General features: G+C 71.8%; 19 protein-coding genes and 1 tRNA gene. 11 read left to right on the forward strand and 9 right to left on the reverse strand.

Annotated features, from left to right (window positions below; all coding sequences use genetic code 11):
• Positions 1-226 precede the first annotated feature (226 nt).
• From CG747_RS42705 to CG747_RS42715, 3 genes are all read left to right on the forward strand, one after another.
• Positions 227-871 (forward strand): DUF4232 domain-containing protein, encoded by a 645-nt coding sequence (locus CG747_RS42705; RefSeq protein ID WP_100607280.1) that lies wholly within the window; start codon positions 227-229, stop codon positions 869-871.
• Between the two features lie 176 nt (positions 872-1,047).
• Positions 1,048-1,365 carry a type II toxin-antitoxin system VapB family antitoxin gene (locus tag CG747_RS42710; RefSeq protein ID WP_100607281.1) on the forward strand — a complete coding sequence of 106 codons (318 nt, stop codon included), beginning with the start codon at positions 1,048-1,050 and terminating at the stop codon, positions 1,363-1,365.
• Between the two features lie 107 nt (positions 1,366-1,472).
• Complete coding sequence (locus CG747_RS42715) at positions 1,473-2,117, forward strand: LytR C-terminal domain-containing protein (protein WP_100607282.1); 645 nt, start codon at positions 1,473-1,475, stop codon at positions 2,115-2,117.
• Between the two features lie 78 nt (positions 2,118-2,195).
• On the opposite strand, the gene upp is transcribed toward CG747_RS42715, so the two are convergent.
• Complete coding sequence (gene upp, locus CG747_RS42720; protein WP_100607283.1) at positions 2,196-2,831, reverse strand: uracil phosphoribosyltransferase; 636 nt, start codon at positions 2,829-2,831, stop codon at positions 2,196-2,198.
• A 195-nt stretch (positions 2,832-3,026) separates the two neighbouring features.
• On the opposite strand from upp, the gene CG747_RS42725 reads away from it, so the two are divergent.
• Positions 3,027-3,854 (forward strand): sugar nucleotide-binding protein, encoded by an 828-nt coding sequence (locus CG747_RS42725; protein WP_100607284.1) that lies wholly within the window; start codon positions 3,027-3,029, stop codon positions 3,852-3,854.
• Between the two features lie 145 nt (positions 3,855-3,999).
• Here CG747_RS42725 and CG747_RS42730 read toward each other — a convergent pair whose 3' ends face one another.
• The gene (locus tag CG747_RS42730) at positions 4,000-5,697 is read right to left on the reverse strand and encodes a recombinase family protein (protein ID WP_100607285.1); all 1,698 of its coding nucleotides are present in this window, start codon (positions 5,695-5,697) and stop codon (positions 4,000-4,002) included.
• Positions 5,698-5,978: 281 nt separating this feature from the next.
• On the opposite strand from CG747_RS42730, the gene CG747_RS42735 reads away from it, so the two are divergent.
• The 4 genes from CG747_RS42735 to CG747_RS42750 all read left to right on the forward strand — a co-directional run bounded on the left by CG747_RS42735 (position 5,979) and on the right by CG747_RS42750 (position 8,415).
• Positions 5,979-6,506 (forward strand): hypothetical protein, encoded by a 528-nt coding sequence (locus tag CG747_RS42735; RefSeq protein ID WP_100607286.1) that lies wholly within the window; start codon positions 5,979-5,981, stop codon positions 6,504-6,506.
• Between the two features lie 65 nt (positions 6,507-6,571).
• A complete protein-coding gene (gene tadA / locus CG747_RS42740; protein WP_100607287.1) occupies positions 6,572-7,072 on the forward strand; it encodes a tRNA adenosine(34) deaminase TadA in 501 nt (166 codons plus the stop codon).
• Positions 7,073-7,139: 67 nt separating this feature from the next.
• A tRNA-Ser gene (locus tag CG747_RS42745) sits at positions 7,140-7,227 on the forward strand.
• A gap of 291 nt (positions 7,228-7,518) precedes the next feature.
• Complete coding sequence (locus tag CG747_RS42750) at positions 7,519-8,415, forward strand: LysR family transcriptional regulator (RefSeq protein WP_100607288.1); 897 nt, start codon at positions 7,519-7,521, stop codon at positions 8,413-8,415.
• Between the two features lie 91 nt (positions 8,416-8,506).
• Here CG747_RS42750 and CG747_RS42755 read toward each other — a convergent pair whose 3' ends face one another.
• The 7 genes from CG747_RS42755 to CG747_RS42785 form a co-directional block, all read right to left on the reverse strand.
• On the reverse strand, positions 8,507-9,250 hold the full coding sequence (locus CG747_RS42755) for an SDR family oxidoreductase (protein ID WP_100607289.1): 744 nt from the start codon (positions 9,248-9,250) through the stop codon (positions 8,507-8,509).
• A gap of 156 nt (positions 9,251-9,406) precedes the next feature.
• Positions 9,407-10,183 carry an SDR family oxidoreductase gene (locus CG747_RS42760; RefSeq protein WP_100607290.1) on the reverse strand — a complete coding sequence of 259 codons (777 nt, stop codon included), beginning with the start codon at positions 10,181-10,183 and terminating at the stop codon, positions 9,407-9,409.
• Positions 10,184-10,383: 200 nt separating this feature from the next.
• Positions 10,384-11,640 carry a SagB/ThcOx family dehydrogenase gene (locus tag CG747_RS42765; protein WP_257981126.1) on the reverse strand — a complete coding sequence of 419 codons (1,257 nt, stop codon included), beginning with the start codon at positions 11,638-11,640 and terminating at the stop codon, positions 10,384-10,386.
• Positions 11,619-13,757 carry a TOMM precursor leader peptide-binding protein gene (locus CG747_RS42770; protein ID WP_100607291.1) on the reverse strand — a complete coding sequence of 713 codons (2,139 nt, stop codon included), beginning with the start codon at positions 13,755-13,757 and terminating at the stop codon, positions 11,619-11,621. Before CG747_RS42770 ends, CG747_RS42765 begins: the two co-directional genes overlap by 22 nt.
• Before the next feature lie 88 nt (positions 13,758-13,845).
• Positions 13,846-13,965, reverse strand: coding sequence for an azolemycin family RiPP peptide (locus tag CG747_RS42775; protein ID WP_100607292.1), 120 nt, complete (start codon positions 13,963-13,965; stop codon positions 13,846-13,848).
• Positions 13,966-14,367: 402 nt separating this feature from the next.
• Positions 14,368-14,844, reverse strand: coding sequence for a hypothetical protein (locus CG747_RS42780; protein WP_100607293.1), 477 nt, complete (start codon positions 14,842-14,844; stop codon positions 14,368-14,370).
• Between the two features lie 28 nt (positions 14,845-14,872).
• A complete protein-coding gene (locus CG747_RS42785; RefSeq protein ID WP_100607294.1) occupies positions 14,873-15,652 on the reverse strand; it encodes a DUF2127 domain-containing protein in 780 nt (259 codons plus the stop codon).
• Between the two features lie 626 nt (positions 15,653-16,278).
• On the opposite strand from CG747_RS42785, the gene CG747_RS48595 reads away from it, so the two are divergent.
• From CG747_RS48595 to CG747_RS42795, 3 genes are all read left to right on the forward strand, one after another.
• A complete protein-coding gene (locus tag CG747_RS48595) occupies positions 16,279-16,443 on the forward strand; it encodes a hypothetical protein (protein ID WP_180985968.1) in 165 nt (54 codons plus the stop codon).
• Between the two features lie 55 nt (positions 16,444-16,498).
• Positions 16,499-16,792, forward strand: a complete 294-nt coding sequence (locus tag CG747_RS42790; RefSeq protein WP_100607295.1) for a Dabb family protein — start codon at positions 16,499-16,501, stop codon at positions 16,790-16,792.
• A gap of 254 nt (positions 16,793-17,046) precedes the next feature.
• Positions 17,047-17,856, forward strand: a complete 810-nt coding sequence (locus tag CG747_RS42795; RefSeq protein ID WP_100607296.1) for an RNA polymerase sigma factor SigF — start codon at positions 17,047-17,049, stop codon at positions 17,854-17,856.
• Positions 17,857-17,983 lie beyond the last annotated feature (127 nt).

The following is a 17,983-nucleotide window of genomic DNA, read 5'->3' on the forward strand; positions in this document are numbered from 1 at the left end:
CCCAACCTCCCCAGGCCGCCCCTCCGGCCGCCCGGCGCACAGCTCCGCCCCGCCCGTCCCCACCGACCGGCCGTCCCGCGCTCCCACCGGCCGCGGGGCGCACAGCCCCCCCCCCACCCCCACCTCGTCCACCCCGTCCACGCCCACACCCACCGGGAAATCGACGCCCAACGTTCGCTGACCGGCCCTTGCCCCTCACATCTCCCCCTGCCCGAGAATCGTGTCCATGCCCTTCCGGCCCGCACCTCCGCCCCCGACCCCGCCCCGGTGCACCGCCGCCCGCCGCGCCCGGACCCTCGCCGCCGTCGCCCTGGCCGCCGCGACCGCCCTCCCGCTCGCCGCCTGCCACGACGGCACCGGCTACCGGGCCGACGCCGCCACCCGCGCCGTCCCCCCGGGCCCGCCCCCCTCGGCCGACCCCCGCGAGGAGGGCGGCTGCACGCCCGACATGCTGCGCTTCCACGCCGCCGCAGAGCCGCACCGGACCCGCCGCATGCTGCTCACCGTCACCAACATCTCCGACCGGACCTGCACCTTCACCACCCAGCCCTACCCCCTGCTGCACTTCGGCGACCACCACCCCGGCCCCCTCCCGCCCTTCCCGGACAGCCGCCCGCGCACCCCCGTCGCGCTGCCGCCCGACGGCACCGCCCACGCCGAAGTGATCACCGCCGCCACGCCCGGCGGATCGGGCGGCCGGAGCGCTCCGGGCAGCACGGCCGAAAAGGCGTCCCAATTCGGCGTCGCCCTGGCCGCGCGCACCACCCCCGCGCAGGTCGGTGTGGACGGCCCGGCTCCGGTCCGCGTGGACCCGGACACCGCCGCGGTCACGTACTGGCAGCCGGGCCCGGCGGCCATCGGGGCGTGGTGATCCGGCCAACCTCAGGGCGCCGTGCGTCCGCCGCGGCGGACGGGCGAGCGATAGCCCGTTCGTGCCGTATCAGCCAGCTCATCACCCACCAATGATCCAATTTTGCCGCTATTGATCGTGTTTGCTCCACCGCTTCCTGGCTGCGCCCGGTGCCCCCGGCCCGGTAGGCTTTCCGTGTGATCTTCAAGCGCATCGGAAATGGGCGGCCGTACCCCGACCACGGCCGGGAGAGCACCCGCCAGTGGGCGGACGTCGCCCCGCGCCCGGTACGCCTCGACCAGTTGGTGACCACCAAGCAGCAGCTCGACCTCGAAACGCTGCTCGCCGAGGACTCCACGTTCTACGGCGACCTGTTCGCCCACGTCGTCAAGTGGGAGGGCGACCTCTATCTGGAGGACGGCCTGCACCGCGCGGTCCGCGCGGCCCTCCAGCAGCGCCAGGTGCTCCACGCCCGCGTGCTCGAACTCGACGGCTGGCGCCCGGAAACCGCCTGAACCACCGGCGCGCCAGGACGCCACCGGATTGGCCCACTCGGGTTTCCCTCACACAACGCACTGATCATCTAGTAGGCACGGCACACGCCCGGCACTACGCTGCGGCCATGAGCATGCTGACGCCTCCAGGAATGGGCGGTAAGTACCGCGTCACAGGCGACAGGTACCCGCGGATGCGCCGCCCCCGCCACCGTCGCCGCATCCTCCTCGGCATCGTGGCCGGCGCCTGTGTCCTCGGGCTGGTCGGCTGGGGAACCCTGCAGCTCATCGACGTCTTCGGCGGCCGGGGCAGTACGGCCCAGGCCGCGCAGGACAAGAGACATTGCCCGGACGGCGCCGCGGCCGGCCATGCCAAGGCCACCCCGCCGGCCGCCAAGCCGCCCGCCCCGGCGGCCCTGACCGTCAACGTCTACAACGCCACCCCGCGCTCCGGCCTCGCCAAGCGCACCGCCGACGAACTCCAGAAGCGCGGCTTCAAGATCGGGAAGGTCGGCAACGCCCCGGCCGCCTACGACAAGAAGGTGCCCGGGGCCGGGATACTGCTCGGCCCCAAGGCCGCCACCGACGGCCCGCTGAAGGTCCTGGCCACCCAGCTCGCCGGCGCCCAGCTGAAGACCGACGACCGCACGGGCGCCGACCTCGACCTGATCATCGGCGGCGGCTTCCAGCAGCTCACCGCCCCGCAGGCCGCCGCCGAGGCCCTGGCCCTGCTGTCCCGCCCGGCCAAGGAGCCGGTCGCCGCGACCTGCTGAACACCGCGGGGCCCCGCACCACGCCGTGGTGCGGGGCCCCGCGGTGCACCGGGGCGCTCCCGCCCCGGCACCTCCGACTCAGCCGGCCGTGCCGTACATCCGGTCGCCCGCGTCGCCCAGGCCCGGCACGATGTACCGGTCCTCGTTCAGCCGCTCGTCGACGGCGGCGGTGACCACCGTCACCGGCGTACCGGCCAGCTCGCGCTCCATGACCTCGACGCCCTCGGGCGCGGCCAGCAGGCAGATCGCGGTGACGTCGTCCGCACCGCGCTTGATCAGTTCCCTGATCGCCGCGACCAGCGTGCCGCCGGTGGCCAGCATCGGGTCGACGACGTACACCTGCCGCCCCGAAAGGTCGTCGGGCATCCGCGTGGCGTACGTGTGCGCCTCGTACGTCTCCTCGTTGCGCACCATGCCCATGAAGCCGACCTCGGCGGTGGGCAGCAGCCGCACCATGCCGTCCAGCATGCCCAGCCCGGCCCGCAGGATCGGCACGACCATGGGACGGGGGTGCGACAGCCGCACGCCGGTGGTCGCCGTCACCGGCGTCTCGATGTCGACCTGCTCGGTGCGCACATCACGGGTGGCCTCGTAGGCGAGCAGGGTGACCAGCTCGTCGGCGAGCCGCCGGAAAGTCGGGGAGTCGGTGCGCTTGTCGCGCAGAGTGGTGAGTTTGTGCGCCACCAGCGGGTGGTCGACGACATGCAAGCGCACAATTTCCTCCAGGGGGTCTGATCTGCAACAACGGCCGCAGGAGCGACCCAACCACTCAAGGCTACCGGCGTCGGCGCAAGGTGGCTTCCGTGGTGGCCGCACATCGGGTCAGGCTGTCCGCCCCAGCGGGGGAGGTCCTTGCGGTCGTTCCCATCGAAGTCTGAGCGGCGCCAGGGTCCTCTACCGTGTCGCGTCATGACAGTACTGATCGTCGGCGGCAGCGGGTTCCTGGGCACTGAGCTGGTCCGCCAGGCTGGAGCAGCGGGGCACGCGACGGCCGCGACCTTCGCAACCAGGCCCGGCAAGGCTTCGCACGTCACCTGGCACGCCCTCGACCTGCGGGACCCTGATCACGTCGGAGCAGCCCTGGCTGAGGTGAAGCCGCGCGTCGTCGTCAACGCGACGAGCGGCAACGCCGATTGGGCGGTCACGGCTGAGGGCCCTGTCCGCCTGGCGATGGCTGCGGCACAGTACGGCAGCCGCTTGATCCATGTGTCCAGCGACGCGGTGTTCTCCGGCGCCCGCGTCCACTACGACGAATCCTGCCTTCCCGACCCGCTCACGCCCTACGGTGCGGCGAAGGCCGCAGCGGAGACAGGCATCCGCCTCGTGTATCCGGATGCCGTCATCGCCCGCACCTCGCTGATCATCGGCGACCAGCGGTCTGCGCATGTCCGCGCGGTGCACGACCTCGCGGCGGGCACTCGGAGCGGCGTCCTGTTCACCGACGACATCCGCTGCCCGGTGCATGTCGGCGACCTGGCTGCCGCGCTGCTGGAACTTGCGTTCTGCGACGCGCGTGGCGTTCACCATCTGGCAGGAGCCGACGCCGTGAGCCGCCATGAACTCGGCACCCTCATCGCCCAGCGCGACGGGCTGGACGCCTCCCGGCTGCCCGGGGGTCTGCGGGCCGGCAGCGCGCTTCCCGGGGCACTCGACGTTCGCCTCGACAGCCACGCGACGCAACAAAGGCTCCGCACCGTGTTGCGTGGTGCCCGCCAGTTCCTTGCTCTGGGAGCTTGAGCACACCACCCAAAGTCACCAAGGAGAGGGGGTAATGTCAGCGATCCGAGCCACGGGCCGCGTGATGGGGTGTACGTCTCGATGCTGCCGTGATCATCGTCCCAGGGTGCGGCCTCGAGGTTCCAGGGCCTCGCCCCCACTGCGATCAGAAGGGCAGCTCTGCGCCGTCCGGCATCGCTTCCTTGATCAAGCGCTGCGCTGCCTCCTCTTGCTGCTCCGTGACGTTCCACCGTCTGAAGCCCCACTCGGTGTCCGTCGCCGTGGAAGCGACCAGACCCATAGCCCGAGCCGCCTCCACGAAGTCACCGAGCCAGACGAACGCGGATCGGTCCTTATGGACGGCCCCCAACCGCCACGCCCCGATGACCACGTTGTGAGCAAGCAGGTACTCCCGCTGCTCCTCGATGGTCATGCCCTCCCACCTCTGTCTGAAGGTGCGTCCCGTGGGCTCATACGTCACGGTCGCCGGGATCACCGGCTTTGCCTCAAGCTCCTTGACACGGGCGAGGATGTTGCGCCGCTTCATCAGGTAGGACTCGCGGTCGTCGTCGTACCAGCCCTGCTCGTCCTCCTTCTCCACCCGGGCAAGCCGGCTCCGGTACTGCTCCAGCTCTGCCGTGTGGTCCTCCCCCTTGGTCCTGATCGTGCGGACCTCTTCCTTGTCTCCCAGCTCGGCCAAGAGGAAGTCGTCAACGATGTCGTCGAGGGTGCTCTTCTCGATGTACGCGGGCTCGGCGCACTGCCGTGCCGTAGTGGTCGATGCGCAGCGGTATCGCTCGTACGTGGTGGGGCCGCTCTTCAGGTTGTGCGTGACCCGGTTGATGGTCATGCGCTGTCCGCAGGGGCCGCACCTGGCGATGCCGCTGAGACGGGCCACGGAGCGGCGGGCGCGCTGAGGCTTGCTGGCGCGTTCATCGATCTTCCCCAATACGGCCTCACGCTCCGCGAGGGTCAGAATCGGCCCGTCGGTGAACATGACCGGATCTCCGTTGTCCAACTCCGCGACCCGCGTCTTCCCCGTCGCCTTGTCCACGTACTCGATCTGCCCGACGCACGACAGCTTCCGGAACTGTCGGCCAATCGTGGAGGGGTGCCACTTCAGGCCCTTGGCACCCTTGGGCTCTCGTCCTTCAGGACCCGGCAGCGTTCGCAAGTAGTCCTGCCACGTCATGACCTTCCGGTCATTCAGGTCTCGGGCGATGTTCGCCAGGCTCTCGCCGCCCTCGATCCGCTGCGCCACCTCTCGTAGGAGCTGCGCATACTCGCGGTCCTGCGTCAGCTTGTAGTGGACCTTGCCGTCAATGACGACCGAGAGGGGCTTGTACCCGAAGGGCAGGTTCCCGCCTGCCCACAGCCCCTTTCGGCGCAGGTAGTCACGAGAGTCCAGGGCACGCTTCCGGATGCGGGTCAGCTCCGCAGCGGCCTGCGTGGCCTTCGCGTAGGCGATCAGGCGGCCCGTCTCCGTGCTCACCTCGAACGACGGGTCGTCGTAGACGTAGATGCCCTTCTGCCAGTCGAGCAGGTCTTTGACGAACGCCATGAAGTGAAGGTCATCGCGGCCGAGGCGGTCTTGCGTGCTGACCCATACGACGTCCCACTCGTCGCGCTTGTCGTCGGCGAGCCACGGTCCAAGCTCCGGACGGTCCTTCAGGTCGATGGCACCGGACACCGAGCGATCCTCGGTCACGCGAACGAGGGTGCAGTGGGGGTTGGCGTGCAGCCAGTCCTTCAGCTTCTCGCGCTGCCGCTCGATCGATGAGCTGCTGTCGTCGTCATTCGAGATCCGGCACGCGGCCAGCACCCTGAGCGTGCGGCCCTCGTCGGCTGTCGCAGTGCGCTTCATATCACCACTCTAGCGCTTTGTGTCTTATAGAGTTATTGACCGGTCGACGACGTGGATCTGCATGCCACGGACATTAACCGAGCCGTCGGGCCCCGGCGCCCGCCGTGCGCCGCCCACGCTCCGGCACGTGAGCGACATCTCTCACAACGTCCTCACGACGCAGCGTCGAAGACGCCGCGCGGACGCGATGTTTCTGCCACGATTCCGGAGGGGCGGGAAGCAGCGGCGTGCAGCCCCGCCCCACCCGGCCCGGCACGCCCCTGACCAGTGGGAGAGTCACGGTGTACTTCGCCGCACTGCTCGCGCGCACCGAAGACGGGTGGGAAGCGAGCGATACGGAGCTCGACAATGTGGAAAGGCTGACCGATCTGGCCGACCTGGCCCGAGAGGCAGCGACCGACGACACGGTAGTGATCCTCATCGAGCAGGAGGACGCCTGGTTCGGCGTCGTCCGGATCGACGGTGAGGACGACCCGAGGATCTTCGTCTCCAACGCCGCGCTGGCCGCCAGGAGCTCGTACGGCGCGATGCTGACCGACGAACTCCTCGGGCGCGACGACAGCGACGAGGACGACCTCGACCTGCTCGACCTGGACGGCACCGAGGACGGCGAACCGGAAAGGGAGGACGAGGACCCCGAGAGCGCGGAGGCCGCCGAGACACCCGTGGCCCGCGGCCCGCTCGGCGACCCCAGGCTCCTGGAGGACGTCGGCGTCGGCGAGCGGGAACTGCTGAGCCTCGACGGCGACGCCCTCGGCGAGATCGCCGAGGCCCTGGGCTGCTCCGACCTCCTGGAAGCCGTCCGCTGACCCCGCCGGGCCCACACACCCCGGGCCCGGCCCCACCTCACCGCCCCGTCCCCGACACTGGGGGCATGACCGTCCCTCCGTCCGCCCCCCTCCCCTCCCCCACGCCCGACCCGCTGCGCGACCCCTGGACCGGGCCGATGCGCCGGGCACTGGCGGAGGCCGCCCGCGCCCCCGGGACCGGTGACGTCCCGGTGGGCGCCGTCGTGCTGTCCGCCGACGGCACGGTCCTGGGCACCGGCCACAACGAACGCGAGGCCACCGGCGACCCCACCGCACACGCCGAAGTCCTCGCCCTGCGCGCCGCGGCCCGCGCCGTCGGGGAATGGCGGCTCAGCGGCTGCACCCTGCTCGTCACCCTCGAACCCTGCACGATGTGCGCCGGCGCGATCGTCCTCTCCCGCGTCGACCGGGTCGTCTACGGCGCCCGCGACACCAAGGCCGGCGCCGTCGGCTCCCTCTGGGACGTGGTCCGCGACCGCCGCCTCAACCACCGCCCCGAGGTCGTCACCGGCGTCCTGGAAGCGGACTGCGCGGCCCTCCTCACCGCCTTCTTCCGCGACCGCTGACCGCCGCGCGCCCCGCACCCGGCAATCCGATTTCGACGCACGGGGCCTTTGGGCTAAGCTCTCTCTCGGTAGCGTGTCCGAGCGGCCGAAGGAGCTCGCCTCGAAAGCGAGTGTGGCGCAAGTCACCGAGGGTTCAAATCCCTCCGCTACCGCCAGAGACACCCCCCTGAACTGCGGAAACGCGGATCAGGGGGGTGTTTTGCATGGCACTGCGCGGTGTTCCCCGGTGTTCCCCGGTGTTCCCCGGCGCTGCGCGGTGCTGCGCGGTGCTGCGTGGTGACGCGTCGATGCGGTGGCCGTCCCGGCTCCCCCCATCTCCTTCGAAGCCCAACGAAGTTGGTGCCGCCCGTCGTCCGCGGGAATCTCCGTCGGCGGAGCCGGGTTAGCTGGCATGACAGCGATGACGGCGGGGGGCCGTGATCCGCGCAGGGAGGGGACCGGAGTCGATGAGCCTTCGTCAGTTCGAGTACGCCCTGGCCGTTGCCGAACAGGGCTCGGTGACGGCCGCGGCGGAGCTGCTGCGCGTCGCTCAGCCGTCGGTTTCCCAGCAGATCCGCGGCCTGGAGCGGGAGCTGGGCGTGGAGCTGTTCGCCCGTACGCCGACCGGGCTGGTGCCCACCGTGGTGGGCCGCGCGTTCCTTCAGGAGGCGGAGGCCGCGGTGAGCGCGGCGCGGCGGGCCCGGGCGACGGCGCGGGCCGGTGCCGAGGAGTTGGTGGGCGAGCTGGTCGTTGCGGTGCAGATGGGCTTCGGCACGCGGCAGCTGCCGGGCGCGCTGGGCGCGCTGCGCCGCCGCTTCCCGCGGCTTGAGGTCACCGTCTTCGAGGAGCCGAGCTCCGCCGAGCTGGACCGGCTGGCGCGCCGGGGCGCGCTGGACCTCGCGCTGATGGCGGCGTGCGAGCGGACCCCCGCCGACGCCCACCGCCTCGGCTACGAGGAGTTCGTCGTGGTGCTGGGCGCCGGGCACCGGCAGCTCGCCGCGGACCGGGTCGAGCTGGGCGAGCTGGCGGGGGAGCCGTGGGTGAGGTTCGACCGCGACAGCGCGCTGGACGGCGTGCTGCTGGACGTCCTGCGGAACAACGACCTGCCCCCGACCACGGCCGCCCGTGTGTCCCAGACGGCGACGGCCGTGCGCTGGGCCGCCCACGGGCTGGGGGTGACGCTCGTCCCGGCCTCCGCGGTGCCCCCCGGCTACGAGCACCTCGTGCGCCCGGTGTTCCCGGCCGTGTCCCAGCCCGTCATCGCCGTGGTCCGGCACAGCGCGGGCCCGGCGGAGACGGCCCTGCTCGAACTCCTGCGTCAGGAGAACTGGTCCGAGTCCGCTGCCCTCTCGCCGGTGACCTGAGGGCGGGAGGGGGCGGGCGCCGCTGAACTCCTGCTGCCGAAGGGGGCGTTCCGCGGGCCGTACGAGCCCGCGGCGGAGCGGCGGGGCACGCTCAGAGCTGGGTGGTGCCGCCGTCCACGACGAGCTCGGCGCCGGCGGTGTACGTGGCTTCGAAGGCAAGGAACGCGGCCGCCCCGGCGATCTCGTCGGGCGTGCCGAAACGCCGCATGGGATTGTCCGCGACCATCTGCGCCTTGAACTCCTCGGCGGCCTCCTTGGTCATCGCGTTCTCCAGTACTCCCGTGTCGATGGGGCCGGGGCTGACCGCGTTGACCCGGATCTCGCGCGAAAGCAGCTCGCGGGAGAAGCTGCGGGCCATCGAGCGCAGCGCCGCTTTCCCGGCCGCGTAGACACTGGTCTCCGGCAGGCCGACGACGTTCGCGACCGAGGTGGTGAGGACGACCCCGGCGCCCGTGCTCAGCAGCGGGGCGAGCTTCTGCACGGTGAAGTAGGCGCCCTTGACGTTGATCGCGAACAGCTCGTCGTACGCCTCCTCGGTCGTCGTCTCGAAGGGCGTGAGGGTGGCGATGCCGGCGTTGACGAACAGGGCGTCGACCGTGCCGAGTTCGCCCTTCACGCGGTCGGCCAGCGCGTCCAGGTCGGACAGTGCGGCCACATCGCCCCGGACGGCCACCGCGTTCTTGCCGAGCCGCTCCCGCGCGGCGTCGAGCGTGGTCTGGGAACGGCCGGTGATCATCACCCGGGCCCCGCCGTCCACCAGCAGTTCCGCGATCGCGAGCCCTATGCCGCTGCCGCCGCCGGTGATCACTGCGTTCTTGCCGCTGTACCTGCCCATGCCAGGACTCCTTCTTCTTTTCTTTCAAAAATCGGTGATGCGCCGCGACGCAAGTCGATTAATTCGTTGCGATGAGGTGTTTGTGAGAGGTCTTCGTGATGAGGTCCGTGTAAGAATTCTTTTCTTCGAAAGCGGTTTTCCGGAATGCGGTCGGCGTCAGCCCCTGGGGAATTCGCCGCCGTCCACGACGAGATTGCTCCCGGTCAGCCAGCCGGCCCGGCCGGAGACGAGGAACAGCACCGCGTCGGCGATGTCGTCGGGCCGGCCTTCGCGCCCCAGCGGTGGGGTGTCGGCGGCGTTGGTCTGGCCGGGTGCCGCGGCCAGGTCCGCCCACTGCTCCCGCGTCGCCTCGCCGCCGGGGGTGGCGGTCCGGCCGGGGGACACGGTGTTGACCCGGATCCCGAACGGGGCCAGTTCCAGGGACAGTCCCCGGCTGTAGTTCTCCAGTGCCGCCTTCGCCGTGGTGTAGTGCAGGAACGGCCCTACCGGGGTGAGGACCGCGGCCGAGGAGACGTGCACGACCGCCCCCGATCGCCGTTCCCGCATGCCCGGCACCAGCAGCGAGTCCAGCCGCACCGACGACAGGAAGTTCAGGTCCAGCGCCGCCTGCCACTCCTCGTCGGGAATGGCCGAGGCGCCCTTGTGCGGCCGCGCCCCGCCCACGTTGTGGACGACGATGTCCACCCCGCCGAGCGTCTCCTGCGCGGCGGCGGCGAGCGCCTCCGCACCGGCCCGCGTCCGCACGTCGGCCGCCACGAAGGCGGCCCCCTCCGGCACGGTGCCCGACGCCGACCTGGCGGTCGTGAGCACCTCGGCGCCCGCGTCCAGGAGTTGGCGCACGACGGCCGCGCCGATTCCGCGAGTGCCGCCCGTGACCAGCGCCCGCTTTCCCGCGAGTTCCCGCGCTGCCGTTCCGTTCTCGATTGCGGTCATGCCGCCGGCCCTTTCGATCGCGTGATTTTCCGCTCGACGGGAAAGGAATAGGTGTGCGCGGCGCGCGAATCTCCGGAGAAATTGCGGCGCCCGCCTCGTCGAGCTGTTTCACGGTAGATCCGGGAAAGGATGCGGGGCAAAGACGAAATTCCAGCAGGCGCCATAGGGGATTCCTATGGCGCCTGGCAGCTCACTGGGCGTCAGGGGGCGAGGGGCGTGACCTCCGGGGCCGCCAGAGGGCTCGTGGGGAGGCCGAGGGCCATGTTGCCCACGTGGCTGAGGTGGGCGCGGAGGGACGGGTGGAGGAAGGGGGCGGTGAGGGGCGCCTCCATGGAGCCGGTGAGGCAGGAGGCCAGGCCCAGGTCGGCGGCGGTCAGGGAGAGGGTCTGCATCAGGCAGCCGGTGTCGCGGTAGATGAGGCTGAGGGCCATGCCCTCGTACTTCCAGGTGGTGCGGGCCGCCACGGAGACCAGGCAGAGGCTGGCCGGGGGCGCGGAGTCCAGCAGCGCGGGGTCGGTGACGGTGCGCCGCTGGAAGGCGGCCAGTTCGTCGGTCCAGGGGGCGAGCCGGTGCAGGGTGTGGCCGAACGGGTCGTAGTGGTGGGCACCGGCGGTCAGGCCCTCGACGGACCGGGCCAGCAGGTAGATCTCCAGGCTGTGGCGGGCGCCGCCGGAGGGCGCCGGGCGCTGGGTCTGCTGGTACGCCCGTGGCGCCAGGTGGCCGCGGACCCGGGCGGCGCGGGCCAGCAGGGCGCCGAGCAGCGGCAGCGGCACGGGGCCGGGGGCGTAGCCGCGGACGCTGCGGCGCGCGGCCAGGACGTCGGCCAGCGGGCGGCTGGGGGTGTCGGCCCCGTCCGGGAGGGCGGTGACCGCGTCGGCCTCGGGGTGGCGGAGGCGGGCCGGCGGCGGGGTGCCCCGGCCGGCACCGGCGTCCGGGCCGAGGGCCGACCGGGCGTGCACGGCGCGCTCGTACGGGGTCCAGCCGGCGCCGGGGTCCCTCGTGTCGCCCTCCGCGGTGTCCGGCGGGTGCGGGCCGCAGCGCTGGACGATGCCGGCCGCGGCGAGCCGGGCAAGCAGCTTGCGGACGTCGCGGCCGGGGGCGGACTCCCGCCAGCGGTCCTGGAGTTGGTCCGTGGTGTGCGGGCGGTCGAGCTGGTTGAGGAGGTCGACGAGGACCGGCTTGGCGGCGAACTTCCGCCGGCTGCCGCAGTCGACGAGGACCGGGCCGCCGCCGTCCGCCCACTCCAGCAGCAGGTCGGGGTTGCGGCGGTAGTGGCAGGTGTCGCGGTCGGGGGCGCCGTTCGGCGGGCTCGGGGCGCCGCGGGCCGTGGTGCCGGTGTCGGTGCCGGTGCCGGTGTCGGTGTCGGTGTCGTCCATGGGGTGGTTCGCGCCCTCCGGCAGGTCGTCGGTGGTCGAGGGGTGGCGGTCGGCGGGCGTCACAGGAACGGCAGCGGCCACGGGTTGAGTTGGTCCTCCGTCAGGGCGGTGGCGCGGACGCCCATCGCGACCGGGGCGTGGCGGACCCGGGGGCCGCCGCGCCGGTGGAAGTCGCTGCGGAGGGTGAGCGGGCACAGGCCCGGGACCACCGTGCGGACCACGCTGACACCGCATTCGGCCACGTCGATGGGGGTGAGGTCGACGGCGATCGCCTCGTGGCCGCGGGCGGCGAGCCGGCGGACCGCCTCGGCGACGTCGTCCTGGAGGCTGCCGGCCGGCCGGGGCGCGGGCAGCGGGTGCCGTGGGCCGTCCGCCCAGAAGGCGAGGTGCTGCTGCCGCTCCGGCGCGCAGTAGTAGAGGCAGAACTCGCTGAGGCTGCTCAACGCGGCGTCGGCGGGCGGGACTTCACCTTCTTCGAGCCAGATGCCGGCGCCGGTCCGGCACAGGCACGCCTCCTCCAGCGCGCCCAGCAGCGCGGTGTGCGGGTCGAGGTCGGCGCGGGCGGCGTGGACCACGACCGGCCGTTCGGCGGTGCCCTCGGCGAAGCGCACGGCGACGGCCGGGATGCCCAGGTCGGTGGTGAGGTCCTTGCAGGTGACGGTCGCGCCCTCGGCGGTGATCCGGTCGACGATGCGCCGCGCGGGCCCGTCGGGGAGTCCGGTCAGGTCGAGGCTGGGCAGGGTGAGCCGGTTCTCCCAGAAGACCAGGGTGGCGTCGCGTTCGACGCTCTCCATCAGGCCGCCGAGGACGGCGTGGTGGTAGGAGCCGCCGGCCGCCAGCCCGGTGGAGATCGGGTCGAACCACGGCTTGTGGGCGGGCGGGAAGCGGTAGGGCAGGTGGACCGCGCAGGCGGGGACGTACCGCGGGCGGCCGGTGGTCAGGGAGGTCCCCGCGACCCAGTCGATCGCCACGTCGGGGTCGAAGGGCGCGTAACGGCGCTGTGCGGCGTACTCCCCGGCGGAGCCCAGCGGGAGGTCGCGCGGGTCGATCGCGGTGTCGCCGAGTTCGGCGAGGGTGGCGCGGACGAACCGGTCGGGGTCGTACACCCCGGCCGCGTACCGCTCCAGGGTCTCGCCCACCGCGCAGACCCGGGCGTTGACCGGGTCGCTCTTCACCGCCCCGCCGCGGGCCTCGGCCGCCACCGGGGAGAACCACGTGGTGGTGATCATCCCGGCGGTCCGCGCGTAGGTGGTGCCGCCCTCCGGGCCGGCCGCCGCGTCCACCCGCAGTTCGGGCACCAGCCCGGTCAGCGGGTCGACCGCGCCGCGCATCAGCCGCCAGCTCTCCCCGGCGTCCACGGCGGCCGTCTCGTCGCGTTCGGGCGGTACGGCGGCGGTGCCGCACGCGGGGCAGCCAGGGGTGTGGAACAGGGTGTGCCCGGTGCGTTCCCAGGTGGCGTGGTCGAGTTCGGTCAGTTCCGCGGGTCCGGTGGGCGCCTCGGGGGCGGCGAGTGCGGTGAGCACCGCGTGGGCCACCGCCCCGGCCGCGACGGCGGTGGTCGGCCACGCCTCGCTCTCCGCCGCGCCCAGCAGCCGGTCCAGCGGCAGCCCGGCCACCGGCTGCCAGGTGTGGTTGGCCCGGATCCGCCGCACGAGGCAGACCGGGCAGGGTGTGCGCGGCGGGGCGAGGGTGGCGAGCAGCAGCCGCGTCGGGGTGCTCAGGTACGTCACGAGGGGCGTCCCCCGGTCGAGGACCAGGCCGGTCCAGCGCCGGAGTTGGTCCTCGGGCAGGCTCAACGGTAGTACCGCGGCGCCGGGTTGGTCGGCGTCGTCGGCCGGTACGGTCCGCATCCCGGCCCGGGTGAGGAGGTCGGCCACCTCGGTGGCCAGCGGGCCGTCCCCGGCGACCGCGACCGGCCGGCGGCCGCGGTCCGCGCCGTCCCCGTAGAGCGGGTGCGGCAGCCGCCCGTCCCCGGGGTGGGCCAGGCCGCGGGCGCGCAGCCCCTCGGCCACCCGCTCGGGCACCGCGTCGAGGGCGACCGTTCCGTGGTCCGCGTCGTCGCCGGGCAGGCGGACGGGGACCCGGAGGGTGCCGGTGCTCGCGCAGACGTAGAGGTGCGCGTCGCGGGCGACGAGCCGGACGTCGCGGCGGAGGGTGAGCGGGGAGGGGGGCCGGGGAGCGGGCCGGGGGGTGTCCAATGCTGTCCGCCTTCGGGGAGCCGTGGGGTGGGGCGCGGACGTGCCTCCCGGCCGGTCGGTCGCACCGGCCGGGAGGCACGTTTTCTCGTTACTCCGCCGACTCCGAGTCGTCGTATTCGGTGACGAAACAAAGGCAGCTGTGGCCGGCGAAAGCCGTCTCCGACTCCGGAATGGCCATCTCCTCGAACAGTTCGTCTTCCTCGGCCATGCGGATTCCCCTTTCCGTGGATTTCTCAATTGCCCCATGAGTCACACCCGCCATCGCTCGGGGTGAGCACTCGACAACCATTGCCGCGGACCACGGCAATCCCCGTCAAGAAAAACCTATGAAATGACTCGATTCCCCATTAGTACGATGATGTGATGGATTTGATGACGCTTTATTTACGCCGCTGACCTGCACCTTCCTCAAACCTTCGGGGTGTGCACAGAAGCCCTCGCCGCCACAAGCGCGCGAACCGGCCGCGGGCCGCCGACAAGCCCTTTCCGGTCACCCGGGAATTCTCGAAAACGCCCGAACGGAAAACGAAAACGGGGGCGACCGGAGCCCGTTACGGACTCCGGCCGCCCCCGCGGTGCGCGGTCGGCGCGGAAGGACTGACGCGATCGTTCAGTCCCGGCGGCGGAAAGCCTTCCGGATGAAGTGCACGATCAGCCAGATCAGCAGGATCACGATGACGATGATGACCACGATGATCACGATCAGGAAGACGCCGAGCTTCTTGAAGAAGCCCATCTTCTTTTTCTTCGGCTTGTCGTGGGACGTGAAGGACGCCTGGTGCGCGACATGGTGGTAGCTGCTGTGCGTGCTGTGCCGCCACTTCATGGCGGCCGCGGGGGCCGCCTCGACGCGCTCGGCGGCGTCGGCCGTCCGCGCGCCCGGCCCGGCCTGCGGGGCGGCCACGGCGGCCGGGTGGGCCGCGGCGGCGTCGGCCGACCCGGCGGCGACCGCCGGACCGGCCGCGACGGCCAGCAGGCCGAACAGCAGCGCCAGCACGGCCATCGGGCGGCGCGCCGCGGTCCGGCGGGCGGGTGTGTGCGGCGAACCGGACTGCCGGCGCGCGGAGTTGGTGAGCTTGGGTCGCATGGGTTGCTTTCCCCCTCGTACGGTGCGTTCAGCCATTATGGGCAGGTGCGGGCATCCCGGCGGACGTCTCGACCTCCAGCAGGGAGGCGCTGTGCCGCTCCTCCTCGAAGGCCGCGCGGCCGCCCCGCAGGCCGAACAGCCGCTTGCCGAAGGCGATGTAGAGGACTGCGAGGATGTTGATGACCAGGGTGGCGATCTTGATCCAGCTGACCTTCTCGGTCAGTTCGTAGATCTCCAGCGGCAGGAACGCGGAGGTGGCCACCACCGCCAGGTACTCCGCCCAGCGCTTGCCCCACCACAGGCCAACGCCCTCGACGATCTCCACCAGGGCGTACGTCAGCAGGAGCCCGGCCACCAGCATCAGGGTGGAGTGCTTGTAGCCGAAGGTCTTCCTGATGGTGTCGACGACCGGGGAGTGGTCCAGGTCGTAGTGGAAGTGGACCGCGATCGGGCGGACCACGTCCAGGTTCTTGTCGAAGAACTGGCGGACCGCGTCCTGCTGGTTGCTGAACTGCCACACCGCGAGCGCCGCCAGCACGACGAACAGCCCGCGCAGCGCCCGTTCCACGGCCAGGAACCGCAGGATGAACACATCCCGCAGCGCCTTGCCGCGCGGCACCAGGGGGGCGTCGCAGGCCGGCCCGGAGCCGTGCGGCTCGCCCAGCACGAAGTCCCCGCAGCGCAGGCAGCGCCAGGCCGTGCCCAGGGCGGTGCCGGCGTGCAGTCTCGCCTGGAGGTGCTCCTCGTGCGGGAGATAGGTGATGTGCCCGCGCCGCGCGCAGGTGCGCCGGTCCCAGTCGATCTTCATCGTCGGAGCCCCGTTTTCCTCTCGTCGTCCCGCGCGGGCCCGTCCACGGCGGTGGGCCGCCGCGGGCGCCCCGCGCTCCGTACCGGCGATTGTCGCGTACATGACGGAATGGCCGGCGTACGGGGATGCCTTACGGGGAGAGGGACGAGAAGAACGGTCCTGAGGTTGCCGGAGGACGGCCCGGACCGGTGCGCGCGCCCGGCGCGCGGAGCGGGGCGAGGGGGGCGTTGGCCGGGGGAGGCGGGCCAGGGGGTTGAACCGCCTCCCCCGATGAGGACCGGGCCCCGATGTCCGCGCCGCGCCGTGAGGGACCGCGCGACCCGGACCCCGCAGTGGGGCACTGGTCCCGGGGCCCGCGGATTCCTGCCAGATCCGCCGCGGCCCGTGCCTCCATACTGCCGCCCGCGGACCGCCCCAACAGCCGGACAAAGGGCCCTCCTTGGCGGGCCTTTGGTCCATAAGGCCCGCGTGAAGGGCAGGGTCGGACGGCCCGGTCCGCCTGCCCCGGTCGAACACCTGTGGTTACACTCGCCCGACCGCACCGGCAACCGGGGCGGCCACGGGGACCAGGGGTCCGCGGGGGACGCCGCAGAGGCGTAGGGATCTGCCGTAGGGGAGCGGAACTGATGGCGACGGCGAAGAGAGTCGCGTTGTACCTGATCGCCATCTTCGTGCTCTGGACGATCATCGCCACCCCCAAGCGGGCAGCCGGGCTGGTCCAGATAGGCTTCGAGGGCATCTCGACCGCCGCTCAGAGCGTCGGCCAGTTCATGACCCAGCTGGTCAGCTAGGTCCCAGTCGGCCCGCCGGACCGGCTGCGCATCGTCCCGCCGCACGGAGGCCGCCGTGATCCGCCACCTGGTCCTGTTCAAGCTCAACGAGGGCGTCTCGCGCGACGAGGAGCGGGTACAGGAAGGCGCCCGCGCCTTCGCCGCGCTGGAGACGGAGATCCCGGAGCTGACGTTCTGGGAGTGCGCCTGGAACATCACCGACCGCCCGATCGCCTACGACTTCGCGATCAACTCGGCCGTCGCCGACACCGACGCCCTCAAGCGGTACATCGAGCACCCGGCCCACCAGGCGGCTGCCGCCCAGTGGCGCGAATTCGCCACCTGGGTGATCGCCGACTACGAGTTCTGACCCACCTCGGCGCCGTCCGCGCCGCCCCGCCCGCACCGGCCCCTCGCCCCCGTAGGCGAGGGGCTTCGCCGTGTACCCGGGCCGACCACCGCATCCCCCTCGCCCGCAACCCGCTCGCGACGCCAACTCTCTCTTCAACACGGCGTTATGGGGTGCTTGCACACAGTGCACATGTCTTGTGATGCTATGACCGCTTTTGCCGGATACATGCGATACGCGATACATGCTGCGATATATGCACTGTGAAGGGTGGCGTGACCGTGACGGCCCGTACTGTGCCCAAGGCTCCGGCCCGCGAGAGCCGTAGCGCGGACACCCGGGCGCTGACGCAGGTGCTCTTCGCCGAGCTGGTGGACCTGGAACCCGGCACCCCCGAGCACGCCCGCGTCCGTGCCGCACTGATCGAGGCCAACCTCCCGCTGGTCCGCTACGCAGCGGCCCGCTTCCGCAGCCGCAACGAGCCGATGGAGGACGTGATCCAGGTCGGCACCATCGGCCTGATCAACGCCATCGACCGGTTCGACCCGGACCGCGGCGTGCAGTTCCCCACCTTCGCGATGCCGACCGTGGTCGGCGAGATCAAGCGCTACTTCCGCGACAACGTCCGCACCGTCCACGTCCCGCGCCGCCTCCACGAGCTGTGGGTGCAGGTCAACGGCGCCACCGAGGACCTCACCGTGCTGCACGGCCGCTCCCCCACCACCGCGGAGATCGCCGAGCGGCTGAAGATCGGCGAGGACGAGGTGCTGGCCTGCCTGGAGGCGGGCCGTTCGTATCACGCCACATCCCTGGAGGCCGCCCAGGAGGGCGACGGCCTGCCGGGCCTGCTGGACCGCCTCGGCTACGAGGATCCCGAACTGGCCGGCGTCGAGCACCGGGACCTCGTACGGCACCTCCTCGTCCAGCTTCCGGAGCGTGAGCAGCGCATCCTTCTGCTGCGTTACTACAGCAATCTGACGCAGTCCCAGATCAGTGCGGAGCTCGGGGTTTCGCAGATGCACGTGTCCCGGCTACTGTCGCGGAGCTTCGCCCGCCTGCGATCCGCAAACAGGATCGACGCCTAACCGGCACGGGCGACCCGTTCCTGCACAGATATGTCGACAAGACGCTACAGCGTGTTGCCGACATGTGACATTCTGCAGGAACCGCGTTTGCCGTGGTGCTGCCTCCGGTATTCAGGTGGAGGCACAA

Source organism: Streptomyces sp. CB02959 (assembly GCF_002803155.1).
GTDB lineage: Bacteria > Actinomycetota > Actinomycetes > Streptomycetales > Streptomycetaceae > Streptomyces.